Genomic DNA, 26,219 nt, shown 5'->3' with positions numbered 1-26,219 from the left:
CGTGCGAAAGTAGGACACTGCCAAACACCTATTTACGACACCCGCCTGATGGCGGGTGTTGTGCTTTGTGGGAGTATGATGAAAGGAATGGAAATCCGGGATAGCGGTACAGTGTGAGTTGGAAAAGGAAGTGGGGATAAAGAAACGAGAGAGAAGAGGAGACGAAGAAATGGGTGAGGAATGGAACGAGGAAAGGAGAGAGGCTGCCTGAATGTTCGACTAGTCTCTCTTGCTTTGGCAGGAAAATTATTTAATCTGTGTATAGAGTTGGATAACCGGGGCTTTTTCGCAGGCTTCTACCAAGGTTGGCACAATATGGGTAAAGTGTGCAGAAGCGGAGTGGGTATCCAATACAGCCTGGTTTTGCCATAGCTCGATGAAGCTGACTTGGTTGGGTTGTTGGGTATTTTGGTATAGGTGGTAAGACAGGCAGCCGTTTTCCTTGCGGGTTTCGGCAATCAATTCGTCGCAGTGTTGCAGGAACTTATCCAGTTGGGCGGGTTTGACTTCGAATTGGGCAACTACAGTAATCATAATGACAATGACTCCTTGGTGTTGTTTGGATAGATGATTGGTAACATTTGATTTAGGCTACCTGAAAGCAGTGTAACAGATTTTCTAGTTAAAGCACCGATTTATTTATACCTCATGCATTCAGCTTGCTGTGCTCCCATATTGCTTACTGCTTTGCTACTTTGTACGTAAAATGGGCATAGTCATGGCTAGTTTCTTTGGTTTTATTTCGCTTTGTATAAGGACAATAAAGGCTACCTGAAAATTTGATTTCAGGTAGCCTTTGTTTTGATTGCAGGGGTAATGCCTATACTTATTCTTCGCCTTCATAGTGCTCGATACTGGGGCAGGAGCAGATCAAGTGGCGGTCGCCGTATACATCGTCGATACGGTTTACGCTCGGCCAGAATTTGTTCTCGCGCACATAGGGCAGGGGGTATACGGCTTCTTCGCGGCTGTAGGCGCGTTTCCACTCGCCGGTTACATCAGCGGCGGTGTGCGGTGCGTTGACCAGCGGGTTGTCGTCTTTCGGCCATTCGCCGCGCTGTACTTTGAGCGCTTCCTGTTTGATCTGTTTCATCGCAGCGATGAAGCGGTCGAGCTCGGCCTTGCTTTCGCTTTCGGTTGGCTCGATCATCAGCGTACCGGCCACTGGGAAGGACATGGTCGGGGCGTGGAAGCCGTAGTCCATCAGGCGTTTGGCGATGTCCACTTCGGTGATGCCGCTTTCGGCCTTGAGCGGGCGCAGGTCGATGATGCATTCGTGCGCCACGCGGCCGTTTTTGCCGGTGTAGAGCACCGGATAATCGGCGGAGAGCTGCTTGGCAACGTAGTTGGCGTTGAGCAGGGCGGTTTCGGTGGCCTGGCGCAAACCATCAGCCCCCATCATGCTGATATACATCCAAGTAATCGGCAGGATGCTGGCGGAGCCGTAGGGTGCGGCAGATACGGCACCCATGCCCACGGTGGCGCCTTCCACCGGTGCCACAACATGGCTCGGAGCAAACGGTGCAAGATGGGCTTTCAAGCCGATGGGCCCCATGCCGGGGCCGCCGCCACCGTGCGGGATGCAGAAGGTTTTGTGCAGGTTCATGTGCAACACGTCGGCGCCCACTTCGGCCGGCTGCATGATGCCGACTTGGGCGTTCATATTGGCGCCGTCCATATACACCTGGCCGCCGTTCTCGTGGATGATGCGGCAGATGTCGCGGATGCCTTCTTCATACACGCCGTGGGTGGACGGGTAGGTAATCATCAGCGCGCCCAACGTATCTTTATACTGTTCGGCCTTAGCTTTCAGGTCGGCAATATCCACGTTGCCGTGCTCGTCGGTATCCACGATCACAATCTGCATACCGGCCATGTGGGCAGTGGCGGGGTTGGTGCCGTGGGCAGAGCGCGGAATCAGACACACGTTGCGTTCGGGGTGGCCTTGCGCTTCGTGGTAGCGGCGGATGGTAACCATGCCGGTGTATTCGCCTTGCGCGCCGGAGTTGGGCTGGATACAGATGGCGTCGAAGCCAGTAACGGCCTTGAGCTGCTCTTGCAGGCCGTGGATCATTTCCAGGCAGCCTTGCACTTGTTCGCGCGGGGCAAACGGGTGCACATTGGTGAATTCCGGCCAGGTAATCGGAATCATCTCGGCGGTGGCATTCAGCTTCATGGTGCAGGAACCGAGCGAAATCATGCTACGGTTCATGGCCAAGTCGCGCTCTTCCAGTTTTTTCAGGTAGCGCAGCATTTCGTGTTCGGTGTGGTAGCTGTTGAACACGGGGTGTTGCAAGATGGCACCTTTGCGCTGCAAGTTTTCAGGTAGCCTGCTGGCGGGTGCGCTCTCGGGCAGGGCGGCCGCCTTGCCGGTGAACAATTCAACCAGTTGGGCAAACTCTTCGGCGCTGGAGGTTTCGCTGAAGGCGGCAGCCAGCACGTTCTCGCCAATGCGCAGCAGGTTGAAGCCAGCATCCAGCGCTTTTTGGTACACGCCGTCGGCTTGCGCCTTGCTGCCGAAATCCACGGCCACAGTGTCGAAGAATACCGAATGCACCACTTTGCCGCCGGCAGCCTGTACTGCATCGGCAAAAGCAACAGCCAGCGCGTGGATGCGGCGGGCGATGCGGTTTACGCCTTCGGGGCCGTGATACACCGCATACATACCGGCCAAGTTGGCCAGCAGAACTTGCGAAGTACAGATATTGGAATTGGCTTTTTCGCGGCGGATGTGTTGCTCGCGAGTTTGCAGCGCCATACGCAGCGCCTGCTTGCCGGAGGCATCCACCGATACACCGATGATGCGGCCGGGAGCGGAGCGTTTATCTTTGTCTTTAAATGCGAAATAAGCAGCGTGCGGGCCGCCGAAGCCCATCGGGATGCCGAAGCGTTGAGTGCTGCCCAAGGCAATGTCGGCGCCCAACTCGGCGGGCGGTTTCAGCAGCACCAGGCTCATGATGTCGGCAGCCACGGCGGCAATCGCGCCTTTGGCTTTCACAGCGGCAATCACATCGCCCAACTCGGCCACGTCGCCGTTTTTGCCCACATATTGGAACAGCGCGCCGAAGTATTCGCCGTTGCGGGCGGTGTCGAAATTGCCCACCACCAGCTCAAAATCGAAATATTTGGCCCGGGTTTTGATCACGTCCAGCGTTTGCGGGTAAACGCGCTCGTCCACAAAGAATTGGTTGGATTTGGATTTGCCCACGCGGCGCGCCATGGTCATGGCTTCGGCAGCGGCGGTGGCTTCGTCGAGCAGGGAGGCGCCGGCCAGCTCGAAACCGGTGAGGTCGATACACACCTGTTGGAAGTTCAACAACGCTTCCAAACGGCCTTGCGACACTTCGGCCTGATAGGGCGTGTAGGCGGTGTACCAACCCGGATTTTCCAGCACATTGCGCAGAATCACGTTCGGCAGGCGGGTGGGGTAGTAGCCTAGGCCGATATAGCTTTTATTGATACGGTTTTTGGCGGCGATGCCCTTAAGCTTGGCCAAGGCATCGGCTTCGCTTAATGCTTCGGGCAGCTGCAGCGAACCGGGCATACGCACGCTTTGCGGCACGGTGTGCCCCACAAAGCTGCTCACATCTTTTTCGCCCAACGCGGCCAAAAGGGCGGCGCGGTCGGACAGGCTGAGGTGACGGCCGATAAAGTCGTTGTGGTGGAAGAGTTCGTTAAACTTCATGATCCTGCATCCTTTCTGCTTGCTCGGTGGTAAGGGGGATTGGGACAGATAGTTATATTGTAGCCTAAATCAGGGTGCTTGCGGCGGATGCGGCAAATATTCTGTCATTTTCTGCAGATGGTTTTCAGGTAGCCTCAGCGGGAAAAGCGGATAGATGATTTAGATGGCAATGATTTCTATGAGTCAGCGGCGGAAGAGGTGTACGCCGTGCAGACGGAAGGGCGGATTGGGGTGCTCGGCCAGCAGGTATTCCCGCCTATTTTATTGATAATGGCGAAGTAGGCCTGTTGCTGCCGTAGCGGCAAATGATTTACAACGTTACTGCTTTGAATTGTGCTCAAAGCAAGGAAAATGGTTTCAGGTTGGCCGACAGTGAGTACGATAAGTTTGTTGAGGTTGATATTTTTCAGGTATCCTTTCCCAGATGGGCTATGCACTGCCAAAAGGCTACCTGAAAATACCGAACGGGTTCTTTACAGGTAGCCTTTCTGCCTACTCCTTCCACTCTTCTTCGCCCTGCCAGGCCTTATCCAGCGCGTGGCGGATGGTGTCGTGGTCGAAGCCGCGGTAGGCGAGGAAGCGGGCGGCGCGTTGCTGTGCGGCGAAGTCGGCGGGGGGTTGTTTGAACTTTTTGCGCAGCACGGCGCAGGCGGTGGCGCGTTCGCTGTCGCGGCCGGGCAGGGCGGCTTCGATGAGTTCGCCGTCCAGCTTTTGCTGTTGCAGGCCTTGGGCGAGGCGCAGGCGGCCGTAGCGGCTGCCTTTGCTGTATACGTAGTTTTCGGCGTAGCGCTGGTCGGATTGCCAGTTGCGTTCGGCAAACTCTTGCAGCAAAGCGTCGATTTCGGCGGGGTCTTCGGCGTAGGGCGCGAGTTTGCGCCGCAGTTCGGCCTGCGACATTTCCCGCCGCGACAATAAATCTAAGGCGCGGCTGCGCAGGGATTTAACGGCGGTCATCGGGGCGCAGGCGGTCGTAGATTTCGGGCAGGGTGCTGACAATCCAATCCGGCCGGGTGGCGGGATTTTCGGCCAGTTGGTCCATATCGGCATAGCCGTAGCGCACGCCGATGGCAAAGCAGCCGGCGGCTTTGGCGGCCAGGATGTCGTTGCGCGAATCGCCCACCATCGCCATGTTTTCCGGCTTCACGCCCAATACTTCGGCGGCGTGCAGCAGCGGCGCGGCATCCGGTTTGCGCTGTGGCAGGGTGTCGCCGCCCACCACGAGGCTGAACAGGTCAGCCAGGCCTAGGCGGCGCAGCAGCTCGGCGGCCCAGGCTTCGCGTTTGTTGGTTACCACGGCCAGCGGGATGCCGAGGGTTTTCAGGAGCTGGAGGCCGGTTTGCACTTCGGGGTAGATGTAGGTGTGGCGGTCGAGGTGTTCGGAATAATGTTGGGCGAACACGGCGAAGGCGCGCTGCCACACTTCGTCGGGGGCTTGGCCGTTTGGGTCGTTGGTGAGGGCGCGGTGCACGAGTTTGCCCACGCCGTCGCCCACGTAGGACATCATCAGTTTTTCGTCGAGCAGGGGCAGGTTTTCGCTGCGGCGGGCTTCGTTGGCGGCGGCGGCGAGGTCGGCAAGGGAATCGACTAAGGTGCCGTCCAAATCGAAGGTAGCGGCGCGGATTTCGGGGCGGGTATTCATTGAGTGGCCTCGGAGGTTTGATAAAAAATGATAGCGGATTTTAGCATGAGGCAGATAATAAGAAGGCTACCTGGAAGTTTCAGGTAGCCTTTTCAGGATTACAACTCAGCGTGGATTTCCTGCCGGATTTTATCGAGGAAACGGCCTTGCGGCACGAGTTCGGCGGCTTGGGCGTAGTCTTCCTGCCGAAAGGCGGTGCTGAGTTTGGCCAGCAGCCGGGCCTCTTCGGCAGCCACTTGGCTATCCAGTGCGGCAAGCCGTTCGGGGGAGTTTGCAGCACGGGCAGCGGCCAGCTCTTCGCGCCATTCCATTTGCTGCATCAGAAACTCGGGATCGAAGGCGGTGCGCTCTTCGGAATCGGCCTGAATACCTTGTGCCTGCAGCAGCAAAACGGCTCGCTCCAGCGGCCGGCTGAGGCGGCGGTAGGCTTCGTTTACGGCGGCGGCCATCATCACGGCCTGCTTCTGCTCGAAGGCGGAAGCGGTGGCGGTTTTGTCGGGATGGAAGCGGGCGGCCAGTTGGCGGTAGGTTTGCTCCAGCGCGGCGGGGTCGAGGTCGAACTGCGCTGGCAGGTTGAAAAGTTGGAATTCGCGGGGCATGTGCGTGCTTTCAGGTAGCCTTTTCTAAAGATGGAATTGTATAGGCAAACGCTAAGATGAGGCTACCTGAAAACGGCAGCGGGCGGTTTGGGCGCAGCTTGCCGCATCCGCTTTCAGGTAGCCTGCAAGCGCCGCGGCTGGCGGAAGGGCGGCGGCTTGCTATACAATACGCGCCCTTACCGTTTGAAAGAAATGCGATTATGCCCTACCAACAAGCCAGTATTCCGATTGGTGCCGACCGTGCCGAGCAGTTTTCTGATGCTTTAATGGCCGTTGGCGCATTGTCGGCCGCGATTGAAGATGCCTATGCCGGCACGGACGAAGAACAGGCTATTTTCGGCGAGCCGGGCGAAGAAAACGGCCAAATTTGGCAGCGCAGCTTGGTGATCGCCCTGTTTGACGACCAATGCAACGTAGCCGCCGCCGTGGTAGCCGCGGCCAAGGAATGCCGGTTGGAAGTGCCGCCCTACCGCATCGAGCAGCTGCCGGAGCAGGATTGGGTACGCCTCACGCAATCGCAGTTCGACCCCATCCGTATTTCCGGGCGGCTGTGGATTGTGCCCACCTGGCACGATATTGCCGACCAATCGGCCGTCAACCTGCGGCTCGACCCCGGCTTGGCTTTCGGCACAGGCAGCCATCCTACCACCCGGTTGTGCCTGCAGTGGCTCGATGAAAATATCCAAGCTACCGATCGCGTGCTCGACTACGGCTGCGGCTCCGGTATTTTGGCCATTGCCGCGCTCAAACTCGGCGCTGCCGCCGCCGACGGAGTGGATATCGACGAGCAGGCCATCGTTGCCAGCCGCAGCAATGCCGAGCAAAACGAAGCCGCCGCCCGTTTTTTCCTGCCCGACGACTTGCCGGAAGCGGAATACGATGTGGTGGTGGCCAATATTCTGGCTAATCCGCTGCGACTATTGGGCGGCATGTTGGCCTCGCGCACCAAGGCGGGCGGGCAGATTGTGCTTTCCGGCATTTTGGAAGAGCAGGCGGAAGAGCTAAACGGCATCTATAGCGAATGGTTCGATATGCAACTGCCGGTTGCCGAAGGCGGCTGGGTGCGTTTAGTGGGCGTGCGCAAAGCCAGATAACCCGCCGGCAGTGCAATAGAGCCGTTTCGAATGGGAGTGAAACCAGGCAAGCCAAGGCCGTGTATCCTTCTTTTTTGGAACGGCTAAATTTACGGCAAATGGTTTGGCGAAAACGTTCCGCCGACACAGACTTTCTGTAAAATATACAAAAAACCGACAGTTAGCCGCTAAAAGGCTACCTGAAAATGGTAAAAGCGCATTAATTTTCTTAAAATAGCGGCCGAAACATCAGTATTTGGATTGCCGACACATGAAAACCGTCAAATTCAGTTGCCCCCGCTGCCAAGCGGAGAATCATTATGCCATAGCCGATTTGCAGGCAGCCAACGGGCGGGTGCAGTGCAGCCAGTGCCGGCATGCCTTCACCGTAACGCGCAAGCCAAAAGCCCAGAGCGCCCCTGCCGCCCAAGCTGAAATTTTGCAGGAAGACGTGATTCACGCCAAAATGCCCCTGCGCGAAAAACTCGCCCGCCTCAAACAACAATCTGCCGCCCTGGCCGCACAGCAGGCCGGGCAAGATGCTGACGAATCCCTGTACACTCAGAAAAAACCGCTGGCCGCCGAGCTGGACGAAATCGACAGCCGCCTGCGCCGCCAGCGCATGGCCTTGGATAACGACACCGGCCAAGCCATGCCCTTCAAACTGGCCGAAGCCGAGCGTACTGCCAACAGCGCCGATGCCATCGAAGCCCTGCTGCAACGCTCCGCTTCCACCCCGCCGCCGCCCACCGTTCTGCCCAGCATCGACACCCTGCTCAAAAGCGCACAATCTGCCGCCGCCGGCCACGGGCAAACCCAAAACATCCACATCCAGGCCGAGAGCTTGGTATTCAACTTGATGTCCGGCCGCGACCCCGGAGGCATCCAGCTGCCTGCTGCGGCCAAACTGCCCGCCGTTATCGACCAGCCCGCCGATAACCTGCTCGCTACGCCTTCCGGCCCTCCGAATGTTCCTGCATCTGCCGCCGCCGTACACAGCGAATTCAACTGGACGCTGGCTTCGCTGGCCGCGCTCACAGTCTTGATTATGCAGCTGTTTTATTATTTGCTGATTATGAAGCACTAAACTGGTAGTATCGGATGTGAAGAGGTTACCTGAAAACCTGCAAAGCTGGTTTTCAGGTAGCCTTTATTTCAGCCCAGCCCTATTGGTGTTCTCAGTTGGTATGGCTTCCGCATGGGCAACGAGTTGCTCACAGCATGCAGCCTGCGATGTTTCAGGTAGCCTATAATCCGTTCTTCTCTTTCATAGTAGGGTAGATTGGTGAGTAGGATGGGTCATGGCCCAGCATAAAAGATATCTAAAATAATCTTTCAGATGGTCTTTACTAAGGGAGGAGCAGCCTACAGCTTGCGGCCGGATTGGTTGGCCATATATACCACGGCGGCTTCTATGTCGGCGTCACTTATGGTTGGCATTGCTGTCGCGTGCGGGCATGGTTTTGAAGCCTTGCAGAGCGTGTTACACCAGGGGGCAATCTTGTTTGAGACGGGTTGCCTAGTCGTTATTGGAGGTGATTTTAGGGGAGAAGGCAACTTTTTCATCGGCACCGTGGCATTGATGCAGACTTTGTCTAACACTTGTTTGCCTTTGCATTCGCCTACGGATATGCCATCGCCCATGGTGAGGCGGCCGATGGGTTGGATACGAGTTTCCACGGCATCGGGCTGCATATCGAAAACGTTGCTGTAGTAGCCGGTGGTGGCGAGTTTAATCAGCGAAATGAACAGGCTGCGCCGATAAAGGTGATGGCGGCTGAACCTTATGATATTGTTGGCAGTGTGGCAGTGTGGCAGTGTGGCAGTGTGGCAGTGTGGCAGTGTGGCAGTGTGGCAGTGTGGCAGTGGTGTTTATGGCGCGGGCTTTATGGTTTGTGGTCGTTATGGGCGCATGCGGCAGCATGCTTGTTTATTGGTGTGAAACCTTCACATAATCAGATTATTGAACGCTTCTTTTGGATTCACGTTCAAACCGGCTGATACAGATTTGGTTTCGGTTTGTAAGATTGTGCGAAATTACACTGAATTCGCTTATAGCTTCCAATCGTAAAATTCTATTCTGTGCTGCTTTGCCGCCGGAAGGAGATAAAATTTTTTGCCTTTGCGCCGGTTTTGGGTTAATCTTACGCGCTTCTCGCACCCATAGCTCAGTTGGATAGAGTGTCAGTTTCCGAAGCTGAAGGTCACAGGTTCGATCCCTGTTGGGTGCGCCAGTTATTTGGGAAGGCAGCCGGTTGGCTGCTTTTTTGTTGCTTGGCTGTTTAAAATCGGCACGATATAGCGTTGATTCACCTTATTTTATGCCAACGGTCGGCTATAAATTTCAGGTAGCCTTTCCAGTGAGGCTACCTGAAAATTTCTAGAAGCGGAACGATGAAGCTTTTTTCACGGCGGGGCCGCTGAGGGCAGGGGCAACGGTGTCGAACATCACGCTTTGTTCGTAGCTGTCTTCGCCGTTGCATTGCACGAGCAGGGCGCGCATTACGGGCTCTTGGCCAACGATCACCGCCATGCGGCCGCCGGCGGGCAGTTTGTTGCGCAGGGTTTCGGGCATCACAGGGCAAGAGCCGCCCACGTAGATGGCGCTCACGGTGGCGATGGGTGGGTTCATCAGGCCGTCACCGATGCGGTAGTCGATATTGGTGAAGCCAAGGCGGTCGAGCACGGCTTTGGCTTGTTGTTGCTGGGTTTCATCGGTGTCGACGGTGATGACGCGGCCGGCGAGCTTAGCCAGCACGGCGGTGGCATAGCCGGAGCCGGTGCCGATTTCGAGCACGGTGTCATTTTTGGTGAGCTTCAAGCCTTGAATCAGGCGGGCAACCACTTTGGGCTCGAGCATGGCGCTGCCGTTGGGCAGGGGCAGGGAGAGGTCGGCGTAGGCGTAGGCCTGCTGCTCGGGGGCAACGAATTGTTCGCGCGGCACTTCGGCCAAGGCGTCGAGAACGTCGAAATCCAATACGCTCCAGGGTCGGATTTGCTGTTCGACCATGTTGAATCGGGCTTGTTCAAAGTAGTTCATTATTTTGCTCACAGCGGTGGGTATGTGTTTGAAGGCTGGATTATAAGCTAATTCGGTGTTTGTGGGCGGCAAATGTGCAGAGTAAAGAAAAGGCTACCTGAAAGTTCAGGTAGCCTTGATTTTTACTGCTTCAGCTATTTAGCCTTGGCGTTGTGCATCCACGGCGGCCAGTGCCACCATATTTACCAAGCGGCGCACAGAGGCGAGCTGGTTGACGATGTGCACGGGTTTTTTCATGCCCAGCAGAATCGGGCCCACGGTTACGCCGTCGGGGCTGGCGACGCGCAGCAGGTTGCAGCTGATGTTGGCGGCTTCCACGTTGGGCATTACCAGGAGGTTAGCGGCGCCTTTCAGGGTGGAGTCGGGCAGGCTTTGCTGGCGCAGGCTTTCCACCAAGGCGGCATCACCCTGCATTTCGCCGTCGATTTCCAACTGCGGGGCAGCTTGGCGGATGAGCTCAAGCGCATGGCGCATTTTCCCGGCGCTTTCAGATGGCACGGAGCCGAAGTTGGAGTGCGAGAGCAGCGCAGCCTTGGGTGTGATGCCGAAGCGTTGGATTTCTTCGGCGCACATCAGGGTGCTTTGGGCAATCTGCTCGGCAGTCGGATTGGCGTTTACATAGGTGTCGGCAATGAACAGGTTGTGACCGCCGAAAATCAGCGCGTTCATGGCGCAGGCGGTGTGTTCGGGGTTGTTGTAGCCGACAACGTTGGAAACAATGCCGAGGTGGTGTTGGAAATGGCCGACCGTGCCGCACACCATGGCATCGGCATGGCCGAGCTGCAGCATGAGCGCGCCGATGAGGGTGGTGTTGGCAAGCACGCGGCGTTTGGCCAAATCGGGGGTGATGCCGTTGCGCTGCTGCAGGCGGTAGTATTCCTGCCAGTATTCTTGGTAGCGCGGATCGTTTTCGTTGTTCACGATTTCGAAATCGCTGCCGGGGCGGATGGTGAGCCCCATTTTTTGGATGCGCTCTGCGATTACGGCGGGACGGCCGATGAGGATAGGCACGGCCAGTTTGGCAGACACAATCTGCTGGGTGGCGTGCAGCACGCGTTCGTCTTCGCCTTCGGCCAACACCACGCGTTTGAGCGATTGGCGCGCTTGGGCGAAGATGGGTTTCATGAACAGGCTGGACTTATAAACAAACTCGTTCAGTTTTTCTTCGTAAGCGGCGAAATCGGCAATCGGGCGGGTGGCTACGCCGGAATCCATGGCGGCTTTGGCCACGGCGGGCGCCACGCGGGCAATCAGGCGCGGATCGAAGGGTTTGGGAATCAGGTATTCCGGGCCGAATTTCAGCTCGGCGCCGGTGTAGGCGGTGGCGACTTTATCGTTTTGCTCGGCCATGGCCAAATCGGCAATGGCGCGCACGGCGGCCAGCTTCATTTCTTCGTTGATGGTGGTGGCGCCCACATCGAGCGCGCCGCGGAAGATGAAGGGGAAGCAGAGAACGTTGTTCACCTGGTTGGGGAAGTCGGAACGGCCTGTGCCGATAATCACGTCGGGGCGGGCGGCTTTGGCTTCCGGCGGCCAGATTTCGGGCTGCGGGTTGGCCATGGCCAGCACGATGGGCGAGGCGGTCATTTGTTTGAGCATGTCGGTGCTCAACACGTTGGGGCTGGAGAGGCCGAGGAAGATGTCGGCGCCGGGCACGGCGTCGCCCAGTTTGCGCCAGCCTTTGTCTTCAATGGCGTAGCGCACTTTGCTTGCGTCCATGCATTCGCGGTCTTCGCGGGTTTGGTAGATTACGCCTTTGGAGTCGCACACGGTGATGTTTTCGCGTTTCATGCCCAAGGCCACGAGTAAGTCGAGGCAGGCGATGGCTGCCGCGCCCGCGCCAGAGCACACTAAGCGCACTTGGCCGATGTCTTTGCCCACCAGGCGCAGGCCGTTGAGGACGGAGGCGGCGGTGATGATGGCCGTGCCGTGCTGGTCGTCGTGGAATACCGGGATTTTGCAGCGTTCGCGCAGCTTTTTCTCAATGTAGAAGCATTCGGGCGCTTTGATGTCTTCCAGGTTGATGCCGCCGAAAGTGGGCTCGAGCGAGGCGATGATGTCCACCAGTTTTTCGGGGTCGGTTTCATTGATTTCGATATCGAATACGTCGATACCGGCGAATTTTTTAAACAATACGCCTTTGCCTTCCATCACCGGTTTGCTGGCCTCGGCGCCGATATTGCCCAAACCAAGCACGGCGGTGCCGTTGGAAACCACGGCCACCAGGTTGCCGCGCGCGGTGTATTTGTAGGAATCCTGCGGGTTGGCTTGGATTTCCAGACAGGGGGCAGCCACGCCGGGGGAATAGGCTAACGACAGGTCGTGCTGGGTGGCCAGCGCCTTGGTGGGGGCTACCTGAATTTTGCCGGGCTGCGGATATTGGTGAAAATCGAGGGCGGCTTGTTTCAGCATATCGTCCATGGAATATAGATCCTTTTTTTGAGGGAGTGGATGGGGAGCGGCCTTGAGGCTGCCTGAAAGCGTGAATTCCAATGAGGCCCATGCTTTCAGGTAACCTTTTTTGAGCTAATTTAGATTTGGAGTGTTTGTGAGCCCCCACCTCCCGCAAGCGGGTGGAGGAGTTTGGGACTCCTGGCGCTGGTCCGGTGTTTGTCCCGCTTGTACATATAGTCGAATTGCTGAAAAACCGTAACGGTGTTGTGCTGCCTGACCGGACCCCATAAAAATCACCATGCGGTTTTTATGGGAACCTGCCGTGCTACCTGTACTGTCTGCGGCGGCGCGCCTTGCTACGCTTCTTTTCAACTATAAAATGCGGTTTGCCAAGTATTCGCCGGAAGTTTTTTGCTTACGGCGGGGAATGCTGGCTGATGATGCCGCGTTTGTCGCGCCGGAGCTCAGGCGCGGATTCCCTTTACAGCGTGGGCGCGGGCGGTAACGCGGATGCTGCCGTCAGGTTCGGCAGGCAGGCGTTCTTGCAATGCCGCGCGTACTGCCGCCTGCATGTCTGCCGCTAAGGCGGCAAAGCGGGCACCGATGCTGGCGCTATCGGCCAGTGCCTGCCAGTAGGCGGCAAAATCGGGATAGTGTTGGGCGACGGTGAAAGCGCAGGTTTCCACTTCTTGCAGGCCGGCCTGCTCCCACAAGGCCTGCAATTGCGCGAGTGCGGTTGTTTCATCGGAGGCGGCTCGGTCGGGCTGCACACCGCAGTCGAGCAGGGCGGCAAAAGCGTCGGCGTAGGGGAAGCCATACGGCAAATCCCAAATGTAGGAGGCAATCATCCCGCCACTGCGCACCACGCGCTGCATTTCACGCACGGCTTGCAGCGCATCAGCGAGAAAGACGATAACCAGCGCCATTGCGGCAGCATCGAAACTGCCAGCGGCAAAGGGCAGGGCGTTGGCATCGCCGTGGTGCAGGGTGATTGTCTGCGGCAGACGCTGTCGCGCGTGGGCAAGCAGTTCCGGCGAGATGTCGATGCCGTCCAGTCTTGCCGGTTGTGCCTGTTGCCACAACAGTTCGCTGAATATGCCGCTGCCGCAGCCGTTATCCAGCCAGCGCAGGCCGTGCGGTTGTCCCAGCCAGTCTAAAAACTGTTCGCCTGCCGCGCGGCTCCAGCCGCCCATGTAGCGTTCGTAAGCGGCGGGATCGTTGAATTGGGCCATTATAGTGTGTTAGAAGTAGTGTGTTATAAGGATATAGTTTTGCTATAGACAACTGGTTGCCCGCCCTACCTGCTACGTTTGTCTACCGGTGTTCCTGTGCTGCGGCATCCCAGTGGTAGATTTTCTACCTGAAACTTTCAGGTAGCCTTTACCTGTGTCAATTGCTTTATTATTCTACTCTAAGCTCTCAAACCCTGTCACTTCCAGTCCGAAGCCGGTAAGGCCGGTGAGGGAGGAGGGTTGGCCGAGTACGCGCATTTTTTTCACGTGGAGGTTGGCGAGGAGTTGCGCGCCGATGCCGTAGGTTTTGCTGTCCCACTGGCGGGTTTGGCTTTGGCCCTTGGGCAGGGTGCGGTCGAGCAGGGCGGCACCGTCTTCGGTACGGTGCAGCAGGATGGCGACGCCGTGCTCGGCGGCTTGGATGCGCTCGAGGGCTTGCGGCAGCGGCCAGGAGTGGCGGGGGTTGGTTTGCAGGAAATCCATGGCACTGAAGGGCTCGTGTACGCGCACGAGGGTTTCGGTGTCGGGCTGCGGGCTGCCTTTCACCAAGGCGAGGTGGGTTTCGCCGGAGAGTTTGTCTACATAAACGTGCTGGCGGAAATCGCCCCAGGGGGTGTGGATGGGGCTGCTGCCCATTTCTTCGAGCAGGGTTTCGGTGCGGCTGCGGTATTCGATGAGGTCGGTAATGGTGCCGATTTTTAGGCCGTGCTGCCGGGCGAATTCGGTGAGCTCGGGCATACGCGCCATGGTGCCGTCGTCGTTGATGATTTCGCAGATAACGGCGGCGGGGATGAGGCCGCACATTTGGGCCAAATCAACGCCGGCTTCGGTGTGGCCGGCGCGCACCAGCACGCCGCCTTTTTGGGCGCGCAGGGGGAAGATGTGGCCTGGCTGGACGATGTCTTCTGGCCGGGCGGAGGGGGAAACGGCGGTTTGGATGGTCAGCGCGCGGTCGGCGGCGGAGATGCCGGTGGAAATGCCGTGGGCGGCTTCGATGGATACGGTGAAGTTGGTGCCGTATTGAGCGCCGTTGTGCTGGGTCATGAGGGGGAGCTTGAGTTTGTCCACCAGCTCTTCGGCCATGGGCAGGCACACGAGGCCGCGGGCGTGTTTGATCATGAAGTTGATAGCTTCGGGGGTGACGAATTGGGCGGCCATGAGCAGGTCGCCTTCGTTTTCGCGGTCTTCGGCATCGGTGATGATGACTATTTTGCCGGCTTTGAGGTCGGCCAGAATTTCGGGGATAGTGGAAATGGGGGCGTGCATGGGATGGGTATTCCTGTGGGTGGGTTGTGGGGCGGATGCGGGCTGGTTGTGGTCGGTATCGAGCCACAGTGCGGGCATGCCGGCGCTGTGTTCGATTTTGCGGGCTTTGCGCTCGCCGAAGGGCTTGTTTTTCAACAGGGCTGAGAGTTCGCCTTGGTTGATGCCGGTGGCGGAGACGAAATCAATCTGCCGGCCTTGGTGCAGGCGGTTGATCCATTCGCGCAGGTTGCGGCGGCGCAGTTCGGTAATATTGATGGGGCTGGGCATGGGCTACCTGAAATTTTAAGCGGGCGAATGCAGGCCGATGCGGTTGCCTTCGCTGTCTTCTATAAAGGCGGCAAAACCGTTGGCGATGGGGAATTTGGCAGTGAGTATTTTGCCGCCGGCCGCTTCGGTGGTGCGGGCGGTTTCGGCACAGTCGGCACAGTTGAAAAACACGGTGATGCCGCTGTAGCCGACGAGTTGCGCAGCGGGGTCGTGCCAGAGCATGCCGCCGATGCCGTATTGCTCCCAGGCGGGGGTGAACAGATACATTTGGTGCTGCGGGTCTTTGCCGGGCACTTCTTGCAGGGGCAGACCGAACACGGTTTCGTAGAAGCGGGCGGCACGTGCTAAGTCTTGCGCATTGAGGGCAAACCAGCTTACGGGATTTTGCGGGGTGTTGTTCATCGGAGCTTCCTAATGGTGTGGGCGGTAAACTTAGGCAACTATACGGCGCCTGGTTGGAAAAGTAAAGTTAGATTGACGATGATAAAAAATTACTTTTAAGCAATATTCGATATTCGGCTTTCAGGTAGCCTGCCGGCGGCTGAAGGCTACCTGAAAACCCCGTCTTGCCGCTACAATACCGTCCATTCCAATCTTTCAGGTAGCCTCAAATGAACTCCGCCCATATTCCGCAAGCCCTGCGCGCCTTGCTCAGCGAACGCGAAATCATTGCCGACCCCACCCCGCTGCTCGCCGACCGGCGCGGCCGCTACATTGGCCAGGCGGCAGCCGCCGTGATGCCCGACAGCGTGGAAAATGTGCAGAAGCTGGTGCGCTGGTGTGCCGAACACCGCGTGACGATTACCCCGCAGGGCGGCAACACCGGCCTGTGCGGCGCGGCGGTGCCAAACGGCGGCATTTTGCTCAACCTCTCGCGGCTCAACCGCATCCGCAGCCTCAGTCTGGCCGACAACGCCATCACCGTGGAAGCCGGCGTGATTCTGCAAAACGTGCAGGAAGCCGCTGCCCAAGCCGGGCGGCTGTTTCCGCTCAGCCTCGCCAGCGAAGGCTCCTGCCAAATCGGCGGCAACATCGCCTGCAACGCCGGCGGGCTGAACGTGGTGCGCTACGGCACTACGCGCGATTTGGTGCTCGGGCTCGAAGTGGTGCTGCCCGACGGCAGCCTGCTCTCCCATCTCGCCCCGCTGCACAAAAACACTACCGGCTACGACATCCGCCAGCTCTTCATCGGCAGCGAAGGCACACTCGGCATCATCACCGCCGCCACGCTCAAGCTCTTCTCCCCACCGCAAACCACCGCCACCGCCTGGATTGGCCTAAACAGCATTGACGACGCCGTGCGCCTGCTCACCCGCATCCAAGGCCGTTTCGCCGAGCGGCTGTGCAGCTTCGAGCTGGTGAGCCGCCCCGCGCTCGCCCTCTCCGCCGCCTACAGCCGCCTCAGCCCGCCGATTGATGCCGAGTGGCACATCTTGCTCGAATTGAACGACAGCCTGCCACGCCCCGAATTGGCTGACGATTTGGCCGGATTCTTGTTTGAACACGGCTGGGAAAACGCCGTTTTGGCGCAGTCGGAGGGCGAACGTGCCGAACTGTGGCGGCTGCGCGAAGACATCTCCGCCGCGCAAAAAGCGCTCGGTGCCAGCATCAAACACGATATTGCCGTGCCCATCGAGCGCGTGGCCGAACTGGTGGCCAACGCCTCCGCCGCGCTCAAACAGGCCTATGAAGGCATCGAAATCATCGTATTCGGCCACCTCGGCGACGGCAGCCTGCATTTCAACACCTTCCTGCCGCACATCCGCAGCAACCAAGCCTACGAATACGAAGACGGCATCAACCGCATCGTCTATCAACACACTCTTGCCTGCCAGGGCACGATTGCCGCCGAACACGGCATCGGCCAAGTGAAAAACCACTGGCTGCCCAGCGTGTGCAGCCCCGTGGAAATCGGGCTGATGCGCGCCATTAAGAAACAGCTCGACCCGCATAACCTGTTCAACCCCGGCAAACTGTTCCCGCCGCAGGCTACCTGAAAACTGCAGCAAGCCATATCGTTTACAAACAATCCGGCAGCCGCCCAAAAGGCTACCTGAAAACCGCTAACTGACAACACAAGGAACCCAATCATGAACCAAGCCTTCAAAATCCGCTGCCCGCTGCCGCATTGCACCGGCTGGGTAACCCAGCTCGACCCCGAAGACGGCTCGCTGTTTATGTGCGACGACTGCGGCCAGGTGTGGGAAACCAAAGCCGAGCTCGATGCCGCCATTGCCGCCATCATCGAGCGCTTCCCCTACCGCGCCGCCGTGTACCGCCAAACCGCCGAAGGCTTCGCCGCCGTGCCCGAAGCCGAAGAACCGGCAGATTACGAAACACAGGTCAACCAAGAGCCGTGGGCTTGATTTCCCGTTCTTTTGCTTGCTGATTGGATATAGAAAAGGCTACCTGAAACTTTCAGGTAGCCTTTCTTGTTTTTACAGTTCAGCCTGTTAGGCCTTCATCACCTGTTTCAAAAACTGCTTTGCCCGCTCGCTGCTCGGATTGGTGAAGAACGCTTCCGGCGTGTCCACTTCCACGATTTTGCCCTGATCCACAAAGATAATCCGGTCGGCCACTTCGCGGGCGAAGCCCATTTCGTGGGTTACGCACATCATGGTCATGCCGCTTTCGGCCAAATCTTTCATCACTTTGAGCACTTCACCCACCATTTCCGGATCGAGCGCGGAGGTAGGCTCGTCAAACAGCATCACTTGCGGCTCCATGGCCAGGCCGCGGGCGATGGCCACGCGCTGCTGCTGGCCGCCGGAAAGCTCGCCGGGCATGGCGTCTTTTTTGTGCGCCAGGCCAACGCGCTCCAAGAGTTGCAGCGCTTTTTCTTCGGCCTGGGTGCGGCTTTGCTTTTTCACTTTTATCGGCGAGAGCACGATGTTTTCCAGCACGCTCAAATGCGGATAAAGGTTGAAATGCTGGAATACAAAGCCCACTTCGGCACGGATTTTGTTCAGGTCGGTGGCGGGGCTGGCCACGTCTACGCCGTCCACCCAGATTTCGCCGCTTTGGATTTGCTCGAGCTGGTTTACGGTGCGGATGAGGGTGGATTTGCCGCTGCCGGAGGGGCCGCACACCACCACCACTTCGCCTTTTTTCACTTCGAGGTTGATGTCGCTCAGAACGTGCAGTTCTTTAAACCATTTGTTTACATTTTTGAATTTAATCATTTTCTATTTCCGGAACGGCTGGGTTGTCGGTTGGAACAATCGGCGTGGGGCGGGATTGTGTTTCAGGTAGCCTTTTGGGCTAACAGGTTGGCCAAGGCTACATATTTTTCGGGCGCGATATGCTCGGCGCGCTCTTGCGGGCTGATGCCGGCGGCCTGTAAATCATCATCGTCGGCTAGGCCTTTGAGGTTGTTGCGGATGGTTTTGCGGCGCTGGTGGAAGGCTTGTTTCACCAGGGCGGCGAATTGCTCGAAATCCTGCGCCTGCCCGATGCGGTGTTTGGCCGGAATCAGCCGCACCACGGCGGAATCGACTTTGGGCGCGGGGGAAAAGGCTTCGGGCGGCACGTCGAGCAGTTTTTCCATTTCAAAGAAGTATTGCAGCATCACGCTCAGGCGGCCGAAATCGTTGCTGCTGGGCCCGGCCACCATGCGTTCCACCACTTCTTTTTGCAGCATGAAGTGCATGTCTTCCACTTCGTCGGCATAGCGGCTGAGGTGGAACAGCAGCGGGGTGGAGATGTTGTAGGGTAGGTTGCCGACGATTTTTTTGCGCCCGGGCACGTTGGCGAAATCGAACTGCAATACGTCGCCTTCGTGGATAACGAGCTTGCCGGCATAGGGCCGGGTTTTCAGGTAGCCTATGATGTCGCGGTCGATTTCGCACACGTGCAGGCAATCGAGCTTGGCAGCCAAGGGCTCGGTAATCGCGCCGAGGCCGGGGCCGATTTCCACCACGATGTCGGCGGGCTGCGGCCGCACGGCCTGGACGATATTGGCAATGATGCGGGAATCTTGCAGAAAGTTCTGCCCGAAGCGTTTGCGGGCGGTGTGTTGGGTCATAACGGTGAGCCGGGTGACAGTTGGCGGGAAAAGTGCGGATTGTATCAGATTCGGCGGTGTGCTTGGGCGGCTTGCCGGTGGGCTGTCGCTAGAAATGAAAGGCTACCTGAAATTTTCAGGTAGCCTTTTGCTGCCAGCAGCCGGAGTGGCTTACTTGGCGGCGGTGTTTTCTTTTTGCGTGGACTGAGCCTGCTTTTCGGCCTTAGTGGCCCAATAGGAGGCGAGGAGGGAGCCGGAAATGTTGTGCCACACGCTGAAGATGGCGCTGGGCACGACTACCAGCGGCATCATGGTAAAGTGGGTTTTGGCCAGTGCCGCGCCGAGGCCGGAGTTTTGCATGCCGACTTCGATGGTGAGGGTTTTTTGTGCGTCGTAGGGCAGGCCGAAGAGTTTGGCAGCGAGGAAGCCTAAGGCATAGCCGATGGCGTTGTGCAGCACCACCACGCCGAAAATCAACAGGCCGGTTTCGATAGGGCCAGGGGATGTAGGGGGCGATGAAGAGGCTGAATCTCTATAGCCGCCATGATGGTTTTTGCAATTTTTAACAGAGAAGAGAAGGCGAAAGATACAGGAAAGTGGAATTGGAGGACAAGGGGTAGAATTAGCTGAAAAGAGTAAAGGCGGTGCTGGTGTGTTTAGAGTTGGAAGGCCGGCTTGTTATGGCTAAAGTCTTTTGTTTTACGTGTATTGGCTTGTCGGTATAGATAAAAAAATAATGGTATTAGCCATGTGGGCGTATGTTAATTGAGAGGTTGTTTCGTATTGAGGGAACAGCCCTTGATGTTTTTCAGGTAGCCTCTGTGCGTTTGGCAAAGGCTACCTGAAAATAGGTATGCGGTGTTTTATCGCACGATTTCCGCCAGCGGCCAGCGTGGGCGCACATTGAAGCCAGCGGCGGGCTGCGCTTGTTGCAGGTGCATGGCGCCGACGAAGGCGATCATGGCGCCGTTGTCGGTGCATAAAGGTAACGGCGGGAAATAGGTGCGTACGGCTTCGGGCTTGGCTTTGGGGTCGGGGCGCACTTGCAGCGCGGCGAGTTCGGCGCGCAGTTTCCAGTTGGCACCCACGCCGCCGGCCACCACGAGGGTGCGGTAGTCGGTGTGCAGCAGGGCTTGGCGTGATTTGGCCAGCAGCACATCTACCACGGCATCTTGGAAGGCACGGCAGATATCGTTGCGGATGGAGTCTGGCAGGCTGCCGCCGTGTTCGGCGCGCACGTTTTGCACAGCAGTGAGCACGGCGGTTTTGAGGCCGGAGAAGCTCATCTGCAAATCGCGCGAATGCAGCATGGGGCGGGGGAAGGTGAAAGCATCGGGGCGGCCGAGTTTGGCCAGCTCGGAAAGTTTCGCGCCGCCGGGGTAGGGCAGGCCGAGCAGTTTGGCGGTTTTATCGAAGGCTTCGCCGGCGGCGTCGTCCACGCTTTCGCCGAGCAGTTCGTAGTTCCCGATGCCGCGCACGGCCATGAATTGGGTGTGGCCGCCGGATACGAGCAGGGCAACGAAGGGAAAGTCGGGCTTCTCTTCGGCTAACAGCGGGGAGAGCAGGTGGCCTTCGAGGTGGTGTACGGGGATCACGGGTTTGCCCAGCGAAAAGGCGAGTGCGTTGGCATAGGCGCAGCCGGCCAGAAGTGCGCCGCCAAGGCCGGGGCCTTGGGTGTAGGCGACGGCATCGATGTCGGCGTAGTTTTTGCCGGCTTCGTGCAGGCAGGCTTGGGTGAGCGGCACGAGACGGCGGATGTGGTCGCGGCTGGCCAGCTCGGGCACCACGCCGCCGTATTCGGCATGCATGGCCATTTGGGTGTGCAGCTGGTTGCCGATGAGGCCGTGTTCGGTGCTGTAGAGCGCCACGCCGGTTTCGTCACAGGAGGATTCGATGCCGAGAACAAGCATGATAGAAGGCTACCTGAAAAATCAAAGGCTGTATTTTATAGCAAATCAACTTGGCTTTTGCTACAGCGTTATTTCGCTTTACCATACTGTTTGTACTGTCTCTGTCTGCAACTTGTTGCCTGATATCCAAAGCTAAATCGGTTTGCTATGGTGGTATACGCTCAGGCAGATAATGGATTTTATGTGAATTGGCAGATTGACATACACTTCTGATGAAATGATGTGGAAAAATGGCAGCGAATGTAGGCAGGGATAGACCTTGTTGTTTTTTTGCACAAGTTAATTTTGGTTAATTGGGTATGGTTTGCAGACAGGGGTATGGGTATGGCAATAAAGATATTAGAGGGTTGCTTTGACTAGTATTGGCATGAAAAATATATTATTTTTACTTAGTTAAGATTAGAGCATTCTTATTATCAGAATAGCATACGTTAATTAGTATACAGCTTGTGCGGCGCGTTGGACGAGAAGAATTTTGGTAGCAGATGCTTGCGTGCGGCAAATAGAGTAGGCAGTTTAATTGCCAGCTGGCATCAAACAGCGGATAATACGCGGTAATTCTTGATTGGAATTTATCTGTGAGACGGCTAGAGGTCTGCAGATAGGGAATTTTTAAGTTATAACTTGAACTTTGTTAGAGGTAATTCAACATGAAAAAATCTTTATTGGCCGCTGCCCTGATGTCTTTGTTCCTAGCTGCTTGTGGTGGTGAAGCCCCGGCTCCTGCTGCTTCTGCTGCTTCTGAACCTGCAATGGCTTCTGAAGCTGCTATGATGGCTTCTGAAACCGCAATGGCTTCTGAAGCTGCTATGATGGCTTCTGAACCTGCAATGGCTTCTGAAGCTGCTATGATGGCTTCTGAAACCGCTATGATGGCTTCTGAAGCAGCTACCAGTGCTGCCAAATAATTTGGTAGTTTGATACAAAAATAAAATAAAGCCTTGCATTTATTTGCTGGGCTTTATTTTATTATGGTGGGATTCTTGAGGCTGCTGGGCTTTGGTTTGTTTTCCCAAATAGGTTTCAGGAATCCCACTATTAATTGATAAGGCTACCTGAGAACGAGCAACGCTGGTTTTTGTGAAGCTAAAATTTCAGGTAGCCTCTATATTATTCCACAGCAGCGGGGTAATCAGTAAAACTTAATCTAAACAGTATATTAGGTGAGTTCTTGATGGTTAGCCTATGTTGATGTAAGCAAAGATTCCCTTGTGTCATAGAGATGGCCAAGGGCGATTTTTTATAAAACTCAAAGAATGGATGACGCGGCAGGGTAAGGCAAGCGTAGCGAGCCGCATCCTTATTTGTCTACATTTTATATTTATGTTGATAAAGTTTGTTGCTAATGGCAGGGACGGTTTTCAGGTAGCCTCTTTATGCTGTGGATAACAACACTGTCGGATTTCCACAATCTTCTCCGCCGCAGCCACGCAGTCGGCCACGGGGGCGACTAGGGCAATACGAACATAGCCGGCGCCGGGGTTGCCTTGCGCGGTGTCGCGCGCCAGAAAACGGCCGGGCAACACTTGGATGGCAGCTTCTCGCCACAGGATGCGGGCGAAGGCCAAATCGTCGCTGTCGGGCGCTTGCAGCCAAATATAGAACGAGGCGTCCGGCCGCGTTACCTCAAAACCTTGTGCCAGAATCGGCAGCACACGGGCGAATTTTTCCTGATACAGGCGTCGGTTTTCCAGCACATGCGTTTCATCGTTCCAGGCGGCGATACTGGCCATCTGCACGGGAATGCCCATGGCGCTGCCGTGGTAGGTGCGGTAGAGCAGGAAATCTTTTAGCAGCGCGATATCGCCGGCCACAAAGCCGGAGCGCAGGCCGGGCACGTTGGAGCGTTTGGAGAGGCTGGTGAACATCACCAGGTTGTCGAAACCGCGCCCCAATTCGGCAGCGGCTTGCAGGCAGCCGACGGGCGGTTCGCCTTCGAAATAGATTTCGGAATAGCATTCGTCGGCAGCGATGATGAAGCCGTAACGGTTTTGCAATTCAAAGAGTTCTGCCCAGTCGGCTTTCTGCATCACGCTGCCGCAGGGGTTGTGCGGCGAGCAAACGAACACCAGTTTCACGCGCTGCCACACGACTTCGGGAATGCTGCCCCAATCGGGCTTAAAGTGTGGGGCGCGGCAGCTGGCAAACACGGTTTCCGCCCCGGCCAGGAGCGCGGCGCCTTCGTAAATCTGATAAAACGGATTAGGGCACACCACCACGGGCTTTTCCTGCTCGTTGCCGCCCAGCGCCGCCTGTACGAAGGAAAACAGGGCTTCGCGGCTGCCCAATACGGGCAGGATTTCGCTGTCCGGATCGAGCGTGAGGCCGTAGCGGCGTTGCAGGAAGCCGGCGCAGGCCCGGCGCAGTTCGGGCAGGCCGGCGGTTTGCGGATAGGCATCGAGGCGCGGCAGGGCGGCGGTGAGCGCATTGGTGATCACGGCGGGAGCGGGGTGTTTGGGCTCGCCGATTTGCAGCGGCACGGGTACAACGCCCTCGGGCGCGCTCACGCCTTGCATTGCTTCGCGCAGGCGGGCGAAGGGATAGGGCTGGAGTTGGGATAGGTGTGGGTTCATGGCGGGCTGGTGTTTTGTTGTCAGGGGAAAAGGCTATTGTAATCGGCAGGCATGAGATAGGCTACCTGAAAGCGTGAGCTTCAACGGAGTAGCGAGTTTCTGCGAAGCTAAAGTGCAGTTAAAAACGCAGTAGGCGGGTTTCAGCTATAGCAAACCAACTTAACTTTCGCTATTGCGTTGGTTCGCCTTGCCGTACTTCTGTATTGTCTGCGGCTCACCGCCTGGTATCGAAAGTCAATTCGGCTTGCTATGGCCTTTTGCTGCTTGTGAGCGCAAAGTGTAGCCTGCCGTAGAGTATACGGAAATATTTTCAGGTAGCCCTTCAAGGCTACCTGAAAACTTATCCAAGGGCGGTTTTAGCCGAAAATACCCAAATAATCAGCAGGCTGGCAATGATGATGGCAATGCCGCCGCCGATGATGAGCTGCCGCCAGATAGGGCGGATTTCACTATGCCGCAAATCGGCGGCGAGGTAACGCCACACGAAGAGAAGGGAGGCCAGGGCAAAGACGATGGCACCGATGGTATCGCCGTCTATCTTCGGCTTCATGTTGTGCTGCCTTTTTGTGCACCGCTCAGTTTGGCGCCGCCGTAGCAGGGGCCGCGGCCGGTGATGCGGGGCATTTGGCTTTCGATGGCTTCTTCAATGGCGGCGGTGAGCTCGGTGATGCTGCCGGGATCGTGTTTAATCGGCGGGCAAATGATGACGCTGATTTCACCGGGATGTTTGAGGAAAGAGTTTTTCGGCCAAAATTCGCCGCTGTTGAGGGCAACGGGCACGATGTCCATTTCCAGCAGCTGGGCAGTACGGGCGGCACCACTCTTATAGCGGCCTCTGCTGCCGGGCGGCATGCGCGTACCTTCGGGGAAAATGGTAATCCAATAGCCTTGCGCTTTGCGTTTGCTGCCCTGCTCGATGATTTGGGCGGAGGCTTTGCCGGGGTTGCGCCGGTCGATGCCGATGGTGCCGGCGAGCTTGAGCCCCCAGCCGAAGAAGGGGATACGGAACAGCTCACGCTTGGCTACGAATACTTGCGGTGGGAAGATTTTCTGCGTGGCCAGCGTTTCCCAGCCAGATTGGTGTTTGCAGCAGATAATGGCGGGGCCTTGGGGGATGTTTTCTGCACCTTCCACGCGGTATTTCAGTCCGACGATGTTTTCCAGAAGCCACATCAGCATCAGCGCCCAGCGGGTGGCGAGAGTGTGGAGGGCGCGTGGGATGGGGGCGGTGAGCAGCATCAAGAGGAACAGGGGCGGCGTGATGATGACCATCAGCAGCCAGTAGGCAAGGTTGCGTATCCAGAGTGAGAACATTAGGCCTCCTGTTCGTCGCCGGTTTGGATAGTGAGGTAGTAGGCGAAGGAAAGCAGATCGTCGAACACCTGAGTGTTTTCAGGTAGCCCGCCGGCGGCGAGGGTTTTCTTGCCTTTGCCGGTGAGCACGAGCACGGGCAGGCCGCCCACGGCGTCGATGGCCTGCAAATCGCGCAGGCTGTCTCCCACGAGGTAGACACCGCGCGCGTCGGTGTTGAAACGGTTGAGGATGTCTTCCACCATGCCAGGCTTGGGCTTGCGGCAGGAGCAGTGGTCGGCATCGGTGTGCGGGCAAAACCAGATGCCGTCGATGCTGCCGCCGGCTTCGTTGGCCAGGCGGTGCATTTTTTCGTGCATTTCGTTGAGGTCTTGCATGGAAAAATAGCGGCGGCCGATGCCGGATTGGTTGGTGGCGATTACGACGGTGTAGTCGGCCTGCTTAAACAGGGCCAAGGCATCCATGCTGCCGGGCAGGGGAATCCATTCGTCTTCGGATTTTACAAAGTCGTCGCGGTCTTGGTTGAGCACGCCGTCGCGGTCGAGGATGATGAGTTTCATGGTTTCAGGTAGCCTTTAATCGAAATAATACAGCCTGTGCCAGCAGGCTGCCGGCGGCATCTTTGCCGGAAAGCAGCGGCGGGGCGGCCAGCGGCCAGTCGATGCCCACGGCGGGGTCGTGCCAGAACAGGGTGTGTTCGTGGGCGGGCTGGTAGTAATTGGTGCATTTATACACGATGTCGGCGTGGCTGTCGGTGGTGTAGAAGCCGTGGGCGAAGCCGGGCGGAATCCACATTTGATAGCGGTTTTCGGCAGAAAGCACTGCGCCCACCCAATGGCCGAAAGTGGGCGAGGAGCGGCGCAAATCCACGGCCACGTCGAACACGCTGCCCGATACCACGCGCACCAGCTTGCCTTGCGGGCAAACGGTTTGATAGTGCAGGCCGCGCAGCACGCCATGCTCGGAGCGGGAGTGGTTTTCCTGCACGAAAGTGTGGTGGCCGATGTGCTCGCGAAACCAGTTGTCGCGGAAGGTTTCCATAAAGAAGCCGCGCTCGTCGCCGTGGGCTTCGGGCTCGATGATTTTCACATCGGGCAGGGCGGTGTCGAAAATATTCATGCTGTGCGTGTTTGAATGGGCTGAAAGCTCTATTTTACCGAGAATGCAGTGTTTGAGGCTACCTGAAAACGCGAGCTTCAACACAGTTAACACGAGCGAAGCGAGTTT

Annotated in this window: 24 protein-coding genes, 1 tRNA gene and 1 pseudogene; 7 read left to right on the top strand and 19 right to left on the bottom strand. The window is 57.2% G+C overall.

Annotated elements, in window-relative coordinates; genetic code table 11:
• Positions 1-246: 246 nt before the first annotated feature.
• The 5 genes from A7P97_RS06830 to hscB form a co-directional block, all read right to left on the bottom strand.
• Complete coding sequence (locus A7P97_RS06830; RefSeq protein ID WP_067530919.1) at positions 247-534, bottom strand: putative quinol monooxygenase; 288 nt, start codon at positions 532-534, stop codon at positions 247-249.
• A 292-nt stretch (positions 535-826) separates the two neighbouring features.
• Positions 827-3,685, bottom strand: a complete 2,859-nt coding sequence (gene gcvP, locus A7P97_RS06825; protein ID WP_067530916.1) for an aminomethyl-transferring glycine dehydrogenase — start codon at positions 3,683-3,685, stop codon at positions 827-829.
• A 492-nt stretch (positions 3,686-4,177) separates the two neighbouring features.
• The gene (gene recX / locus A7P97_RS06820; RefSeq protein WP_067530914.1) at positions 4,178-4,639 is read right to left on the bottom strand and encodes a recombination regulator RecX; all 462 of its coding nucleotides are present in this window, start codon (positions 4,637-4,639) and stop codon (positions 4,178-4,180) included.
• Positions 4,626-5,324, bottom strand: a complete 699-nt coding sequence (locus tag A7P97_RS06815) for a phosphoglycolate phosphatase (RefSeq protein ID WP_067530911.1) — start codon at positions 5,322-5,324, stop codon at positions 4,626-4,628. The genes recX and A7P97_RS06815 overlap by 14 nt, the downstream gene beginning before the upstream one ends.
• A 98-nt stretch (positions 5,325-5,422) precedes the next feature.
• Entirely contained in the window at positions 5,423-5,923 is a 501-nt protein-coding gene (gene hscB, locus A7P97_RS06810) for a Fe-S protein assembly co-chaperone HscB (RefSeq protein ID WP_067530909.1), read from the bottom strand.
• Between the two features lie 200 nt (positions 5,924-6,123).
• Between hscB and prmA the strand changes: the two genes are divergently transcribed.
• The 4 genes from prmA to A7P97_RS06790 all read left to right on the top strand — a co-directional run bounded on the left by prmA (position 6,124) and on the right by A7P97_RS06790 (position 9,230).
• On the top strand, positions 6,124-7,017 hold the full coding sequence (gene prmA, locus A7P97_RS06805) for a 50S ribosomal protein L11 methyltransferase (protein WP_067530907.1): 894 nt from the start codon (positions 6,124-6,126) through the stop codon (positions 7,015-7,017).
• A gap of 250 nt (positions 7,018-7,267) precedes the next feature.
• A complete protein-coding gene (locus A7P97_RS06800) occupies positions 7,268-8,083 on the top strand; it encodes an MJ0042-type zinc finger domain-containing protein (protein WP_067530906.1) in 816 nt (271 codons plus the stop codon).
• A gap of 515 nt (positions 8,084-8,598) precedes the next feature.
• Positions 8,599-8,997 (top strand): hypothetical protein, encoded by a 399-nt coding sequence (locus A7P97_RS10160; RefSeq protein WP_156497492.1) that lies wholly within the window; start codon positions 8,599-8,601, stop codon positions 8,995-8,997.
• Positions 8,998-9,153: 156 nt separating this feature from the next.
• A tRNA-Arg gene (locus A7P97_RS06790) sits at positions 9,154-9,230 on the top strand.
• Between the two features lie 146 nt (positions 9,231-9,376).
• On the opposite strand, the gene A7P97_RS06785 is transcribed toward A7P97_RS06790, so the two are convergent.
• The 5 genes from A7P97_RS06785 to A7P97_RS06765 all read right to left on the bottom strand — a co-directional run bounded on the left by A7P97_RS06785 (position 9,377) and on the right by A7P97_RS06765 (position 15,597).
• On the bottom strand, positions 9,377-10,036 hold the full coding sequence (locus A7P97_RS06785; RefSeq protein ID WP_067530902.1) for a protein-L-isoaspartate O-methyltransferase: 660 nt from the start codon (positions 10,034-10,036) through the stop codon (positions 9,377-9,379).
• A gap of 138 nt (positions 10,037-10,174) precedes the next feature.
• Complete coding sequence (locus A7P97_RS06780) at positions 10,175-12,457, bottom strand: NADP-dependent malic enzyme (protein WP_067530900.1); 2,283 nt, start codon at positions 12,455-12,457, stop codon at positions 10,175-10,177.
• Between the two features lie 437 nt (positions 12,458-12,894).
• A complete protein-coding gene (locus tag A7P97_RS06775) occupies positions 12,895-13,662 on the bottom strand; it encodes a class I SAM-dependent methyltransferase (protein ID WP_067530898.1) in 768 nt (255 codons plus the stop codon).
• A 174-nt stretch (positions 13,663-13,836) separates the two neighbouring features.
• Positions 13,837-15,195 (bottom strand): bifunctional 3,4-dihydroxy-2-butanone-4-phosphate synthase/GTP cyclohydrolase II, encoded by a 1,359-nt coding sequence (ribBA, locus tag A7P97_RS06770; RefSeq protein ID WP_067530896.1) that lies wholly within the window; start codon positions 15,193-15,195, stop codon positions 13,837-13,839.
• Positions 15,196-15,210: 15 nt separating this feature from the next.
• Complete coding sequence (locus A7P97_RS06765; protein ID WP_067530895.1) at positions 15,211-15,597, bottom strand: VOC family protein; 387 nt, start codon at positions 15,595-15,597, stop codon at positions 15,211-15,213.
• A 209-nt stretch (positions 15,598-15,806) separates the two neighbouring features.
• On the opposite strand from A7P97_RS06765, the gene A7P97_RS06760 reads away from it, so the two are divergent.
• Together A7P97_RS06760 and A7P97_RS06755 are read left to right on the top strand one after the other, a co-directional pair.
• The gene (locus tag A7P97_RS06760; RefSeq protein WP_067530894.1) at positions 15,807-17,192 is read left to right on the top strand and encodes an FAD-binding oxidoreductase; all 1,386 of its coding nucleotides are present in this window, start codon (positions 15,807-15,809) and stop codon (positions 17,190-17,192) included.
• Between the two features lie 93 nt (positions 17,193-17,285).
• Positions 17,286-17,561, top strand: a complete 276-nt coding sequence (locus A7P97_RS06755; protein WP_064084234.1) for a hypothetical protein — start codon at positions 17,286-17,288, stop codon at positions 17,559-17,561.
• Positions 17,562-17,648: 87 nt separating this feature from the next.
• On the opposite strand, the gene A7P97_RS06750 is transcribed toward A7P97_RS06755, so the two are convergent.
• From A7P97_RS06750 to tsaD, 4 genes and pseudogenes are all read right to left on the bottom strand, one after another.
• Complete coding sequence (locus tag A7P97_RS06750; RefSeq protein ID WP_067530893.1) at positions 17,649-18,377, bottom strand: amino acid ABC transporter ATP-binding protein; 729 nt, start codon at positions 18,375-18,377, stop codon at positions 17,649-17,651.
• Positions 18,378-18,439: 62 nt separating this feature from the next.
• A complete protein-coding gene (gene rsmA, locus A7P97_RS06745) occupies positions 18,440-19,219 on the bottom strand; it encodes a 16S rRNA (adenine(1518)-N(6)/adenine(1519)-N(6))-dimethyltransferase RsmA (RefSeq protein ID WP_067530892.1) in 780 nt (259 codons plus the stop codon).
• 150 nt (positions 19,220-19,369) lie between these two features.
• Positions 19,370-19,690 (bottom strand): annotated as a pseudogene (locus tag A7P97_RS06740) (bile acid:sodium symporter family protein); the annotation flags it as partial.
• Positions 19,691-20,061: 371 nt separating this feature from the next.
• On the bottom strand, positions 20,062-21,108 hold the full coding sequence (gene tsaD, locus A7P97_RS06735) for a tRNA (adenosine(37)-N6)-threonylcarbamoyltransferase complex transferase subunit TsaD (RefSeq protein ID WP_067530890.1): 1,047 nt from the start codon (positions 21,106-21,108) through the stop codon (positions 20,062-20,064).
• A 650-nt stretch (positions 21,109-21,758) separates the two neighbouring features.
• On the opposite strand from tsaD, the gene A7P97_RS06730 reads away from it, so the two are divergent.
• Positions 21,759-22,016, top strand: a complete 258-nt coding sequence (locus A7P97_RS06730; RefSeq protein WP_067530889.1) for a hypothetical protein — start codon at positions 21,759-21,761, stop codon at positions 22,014-22,016.
• A gap of 453 nt (positions 22,017-22,469) precedes the next feature.
• On the opposite strand, the gene dapC is transcribed toward A7P97_RS06730, so the two are convergent.
• The 5 genes from dapC to rfbC all read right to left on the bottom strand — a co-directional run bounded on the left by dapC (position 22,470) and on the right by rfbC (position 26,111).
• Entirely contained in the window at positions 22,470-23,681 is a 1,212-nt protein-coding gene (dapC, locus tag A7P97_RS06725; RefSeq protein ID WP_067530888.1) for a succinyldiaminopimelate transaminase, read from the bottom strand.
• A 340-nt stretch (positions 23,682-24,021) separates the two neighbouring features.
• Positions 24,022-24,231, bottom strand: a complete 210-nt coding sequence (locus A7P97_RS06720; protein WP_067530887.1) for a hypothetical protein — start codon at positions 24,229-24,231, stop codon at positions 24,022-24,024.
• Positions 24,228-24,995, bottom strand: coding sequence for a 1-acyl-sn-glycerol-3-phosphate acyltransferase (locus tag A7P97_RS06715; protein WP_067530886.1), 768 nt, complete (start codon positions 24,993-24,995; stop codon positions 24,228-24,230). The genes A7P97_RS06720 and A7P97_RS06715 overlap by 4 nt, the downstream gene beginning before the upstream one ends.
• The gene (gene gmhB, locus A7P97_RS06710; protein ID WP_067530885.1) at positions 24,995-25,552 is read right to left on the bottom strand and encodes a D-glycero-beta-D-manno-heptose 1,7-bisphosphate 7-phosphatase; all 558 of its coding nucleotides are present in this window, start codon (positions 25,550-25,552) and stop codon (positions 24,995-24,997) included. Before gmhB ends, A7P97_RS06715 begins: the two co-directional genes overlap by 1 nt.
• A gap of 4 nt (positions 25,553-25,556) precedes the next feature.
• Positions 25,557-26,111, bottom strand: coding sequence for a dTDP-4-dehydrorhamnose 3,5-epimerase (gene rfbC, locus A7P97_RS06705; RefSeq protein WP_067530884.1), 555 nt, complete (start codon positions 26,109-26,111; stop codon positions 25,557-25,559).
• Positions 26,112-26,219: the final 108 nt, after the last annotated feature.

It is taken from the genome of Eikenella sp. NML070372 (assembly GCF_001648415.1).
Classification (GTDB): Bacteria; Pseudomonadota; Gammaproteobacteria; order Burkholderiales; family Neisseriaceae; genus Eikenella; species Eikenella exigua.
The sequence above is the reverse complement of the archived record's forward strand: the minus strand, read 5'-3'. Positions and strand labels throughout refer to the sequence as shown.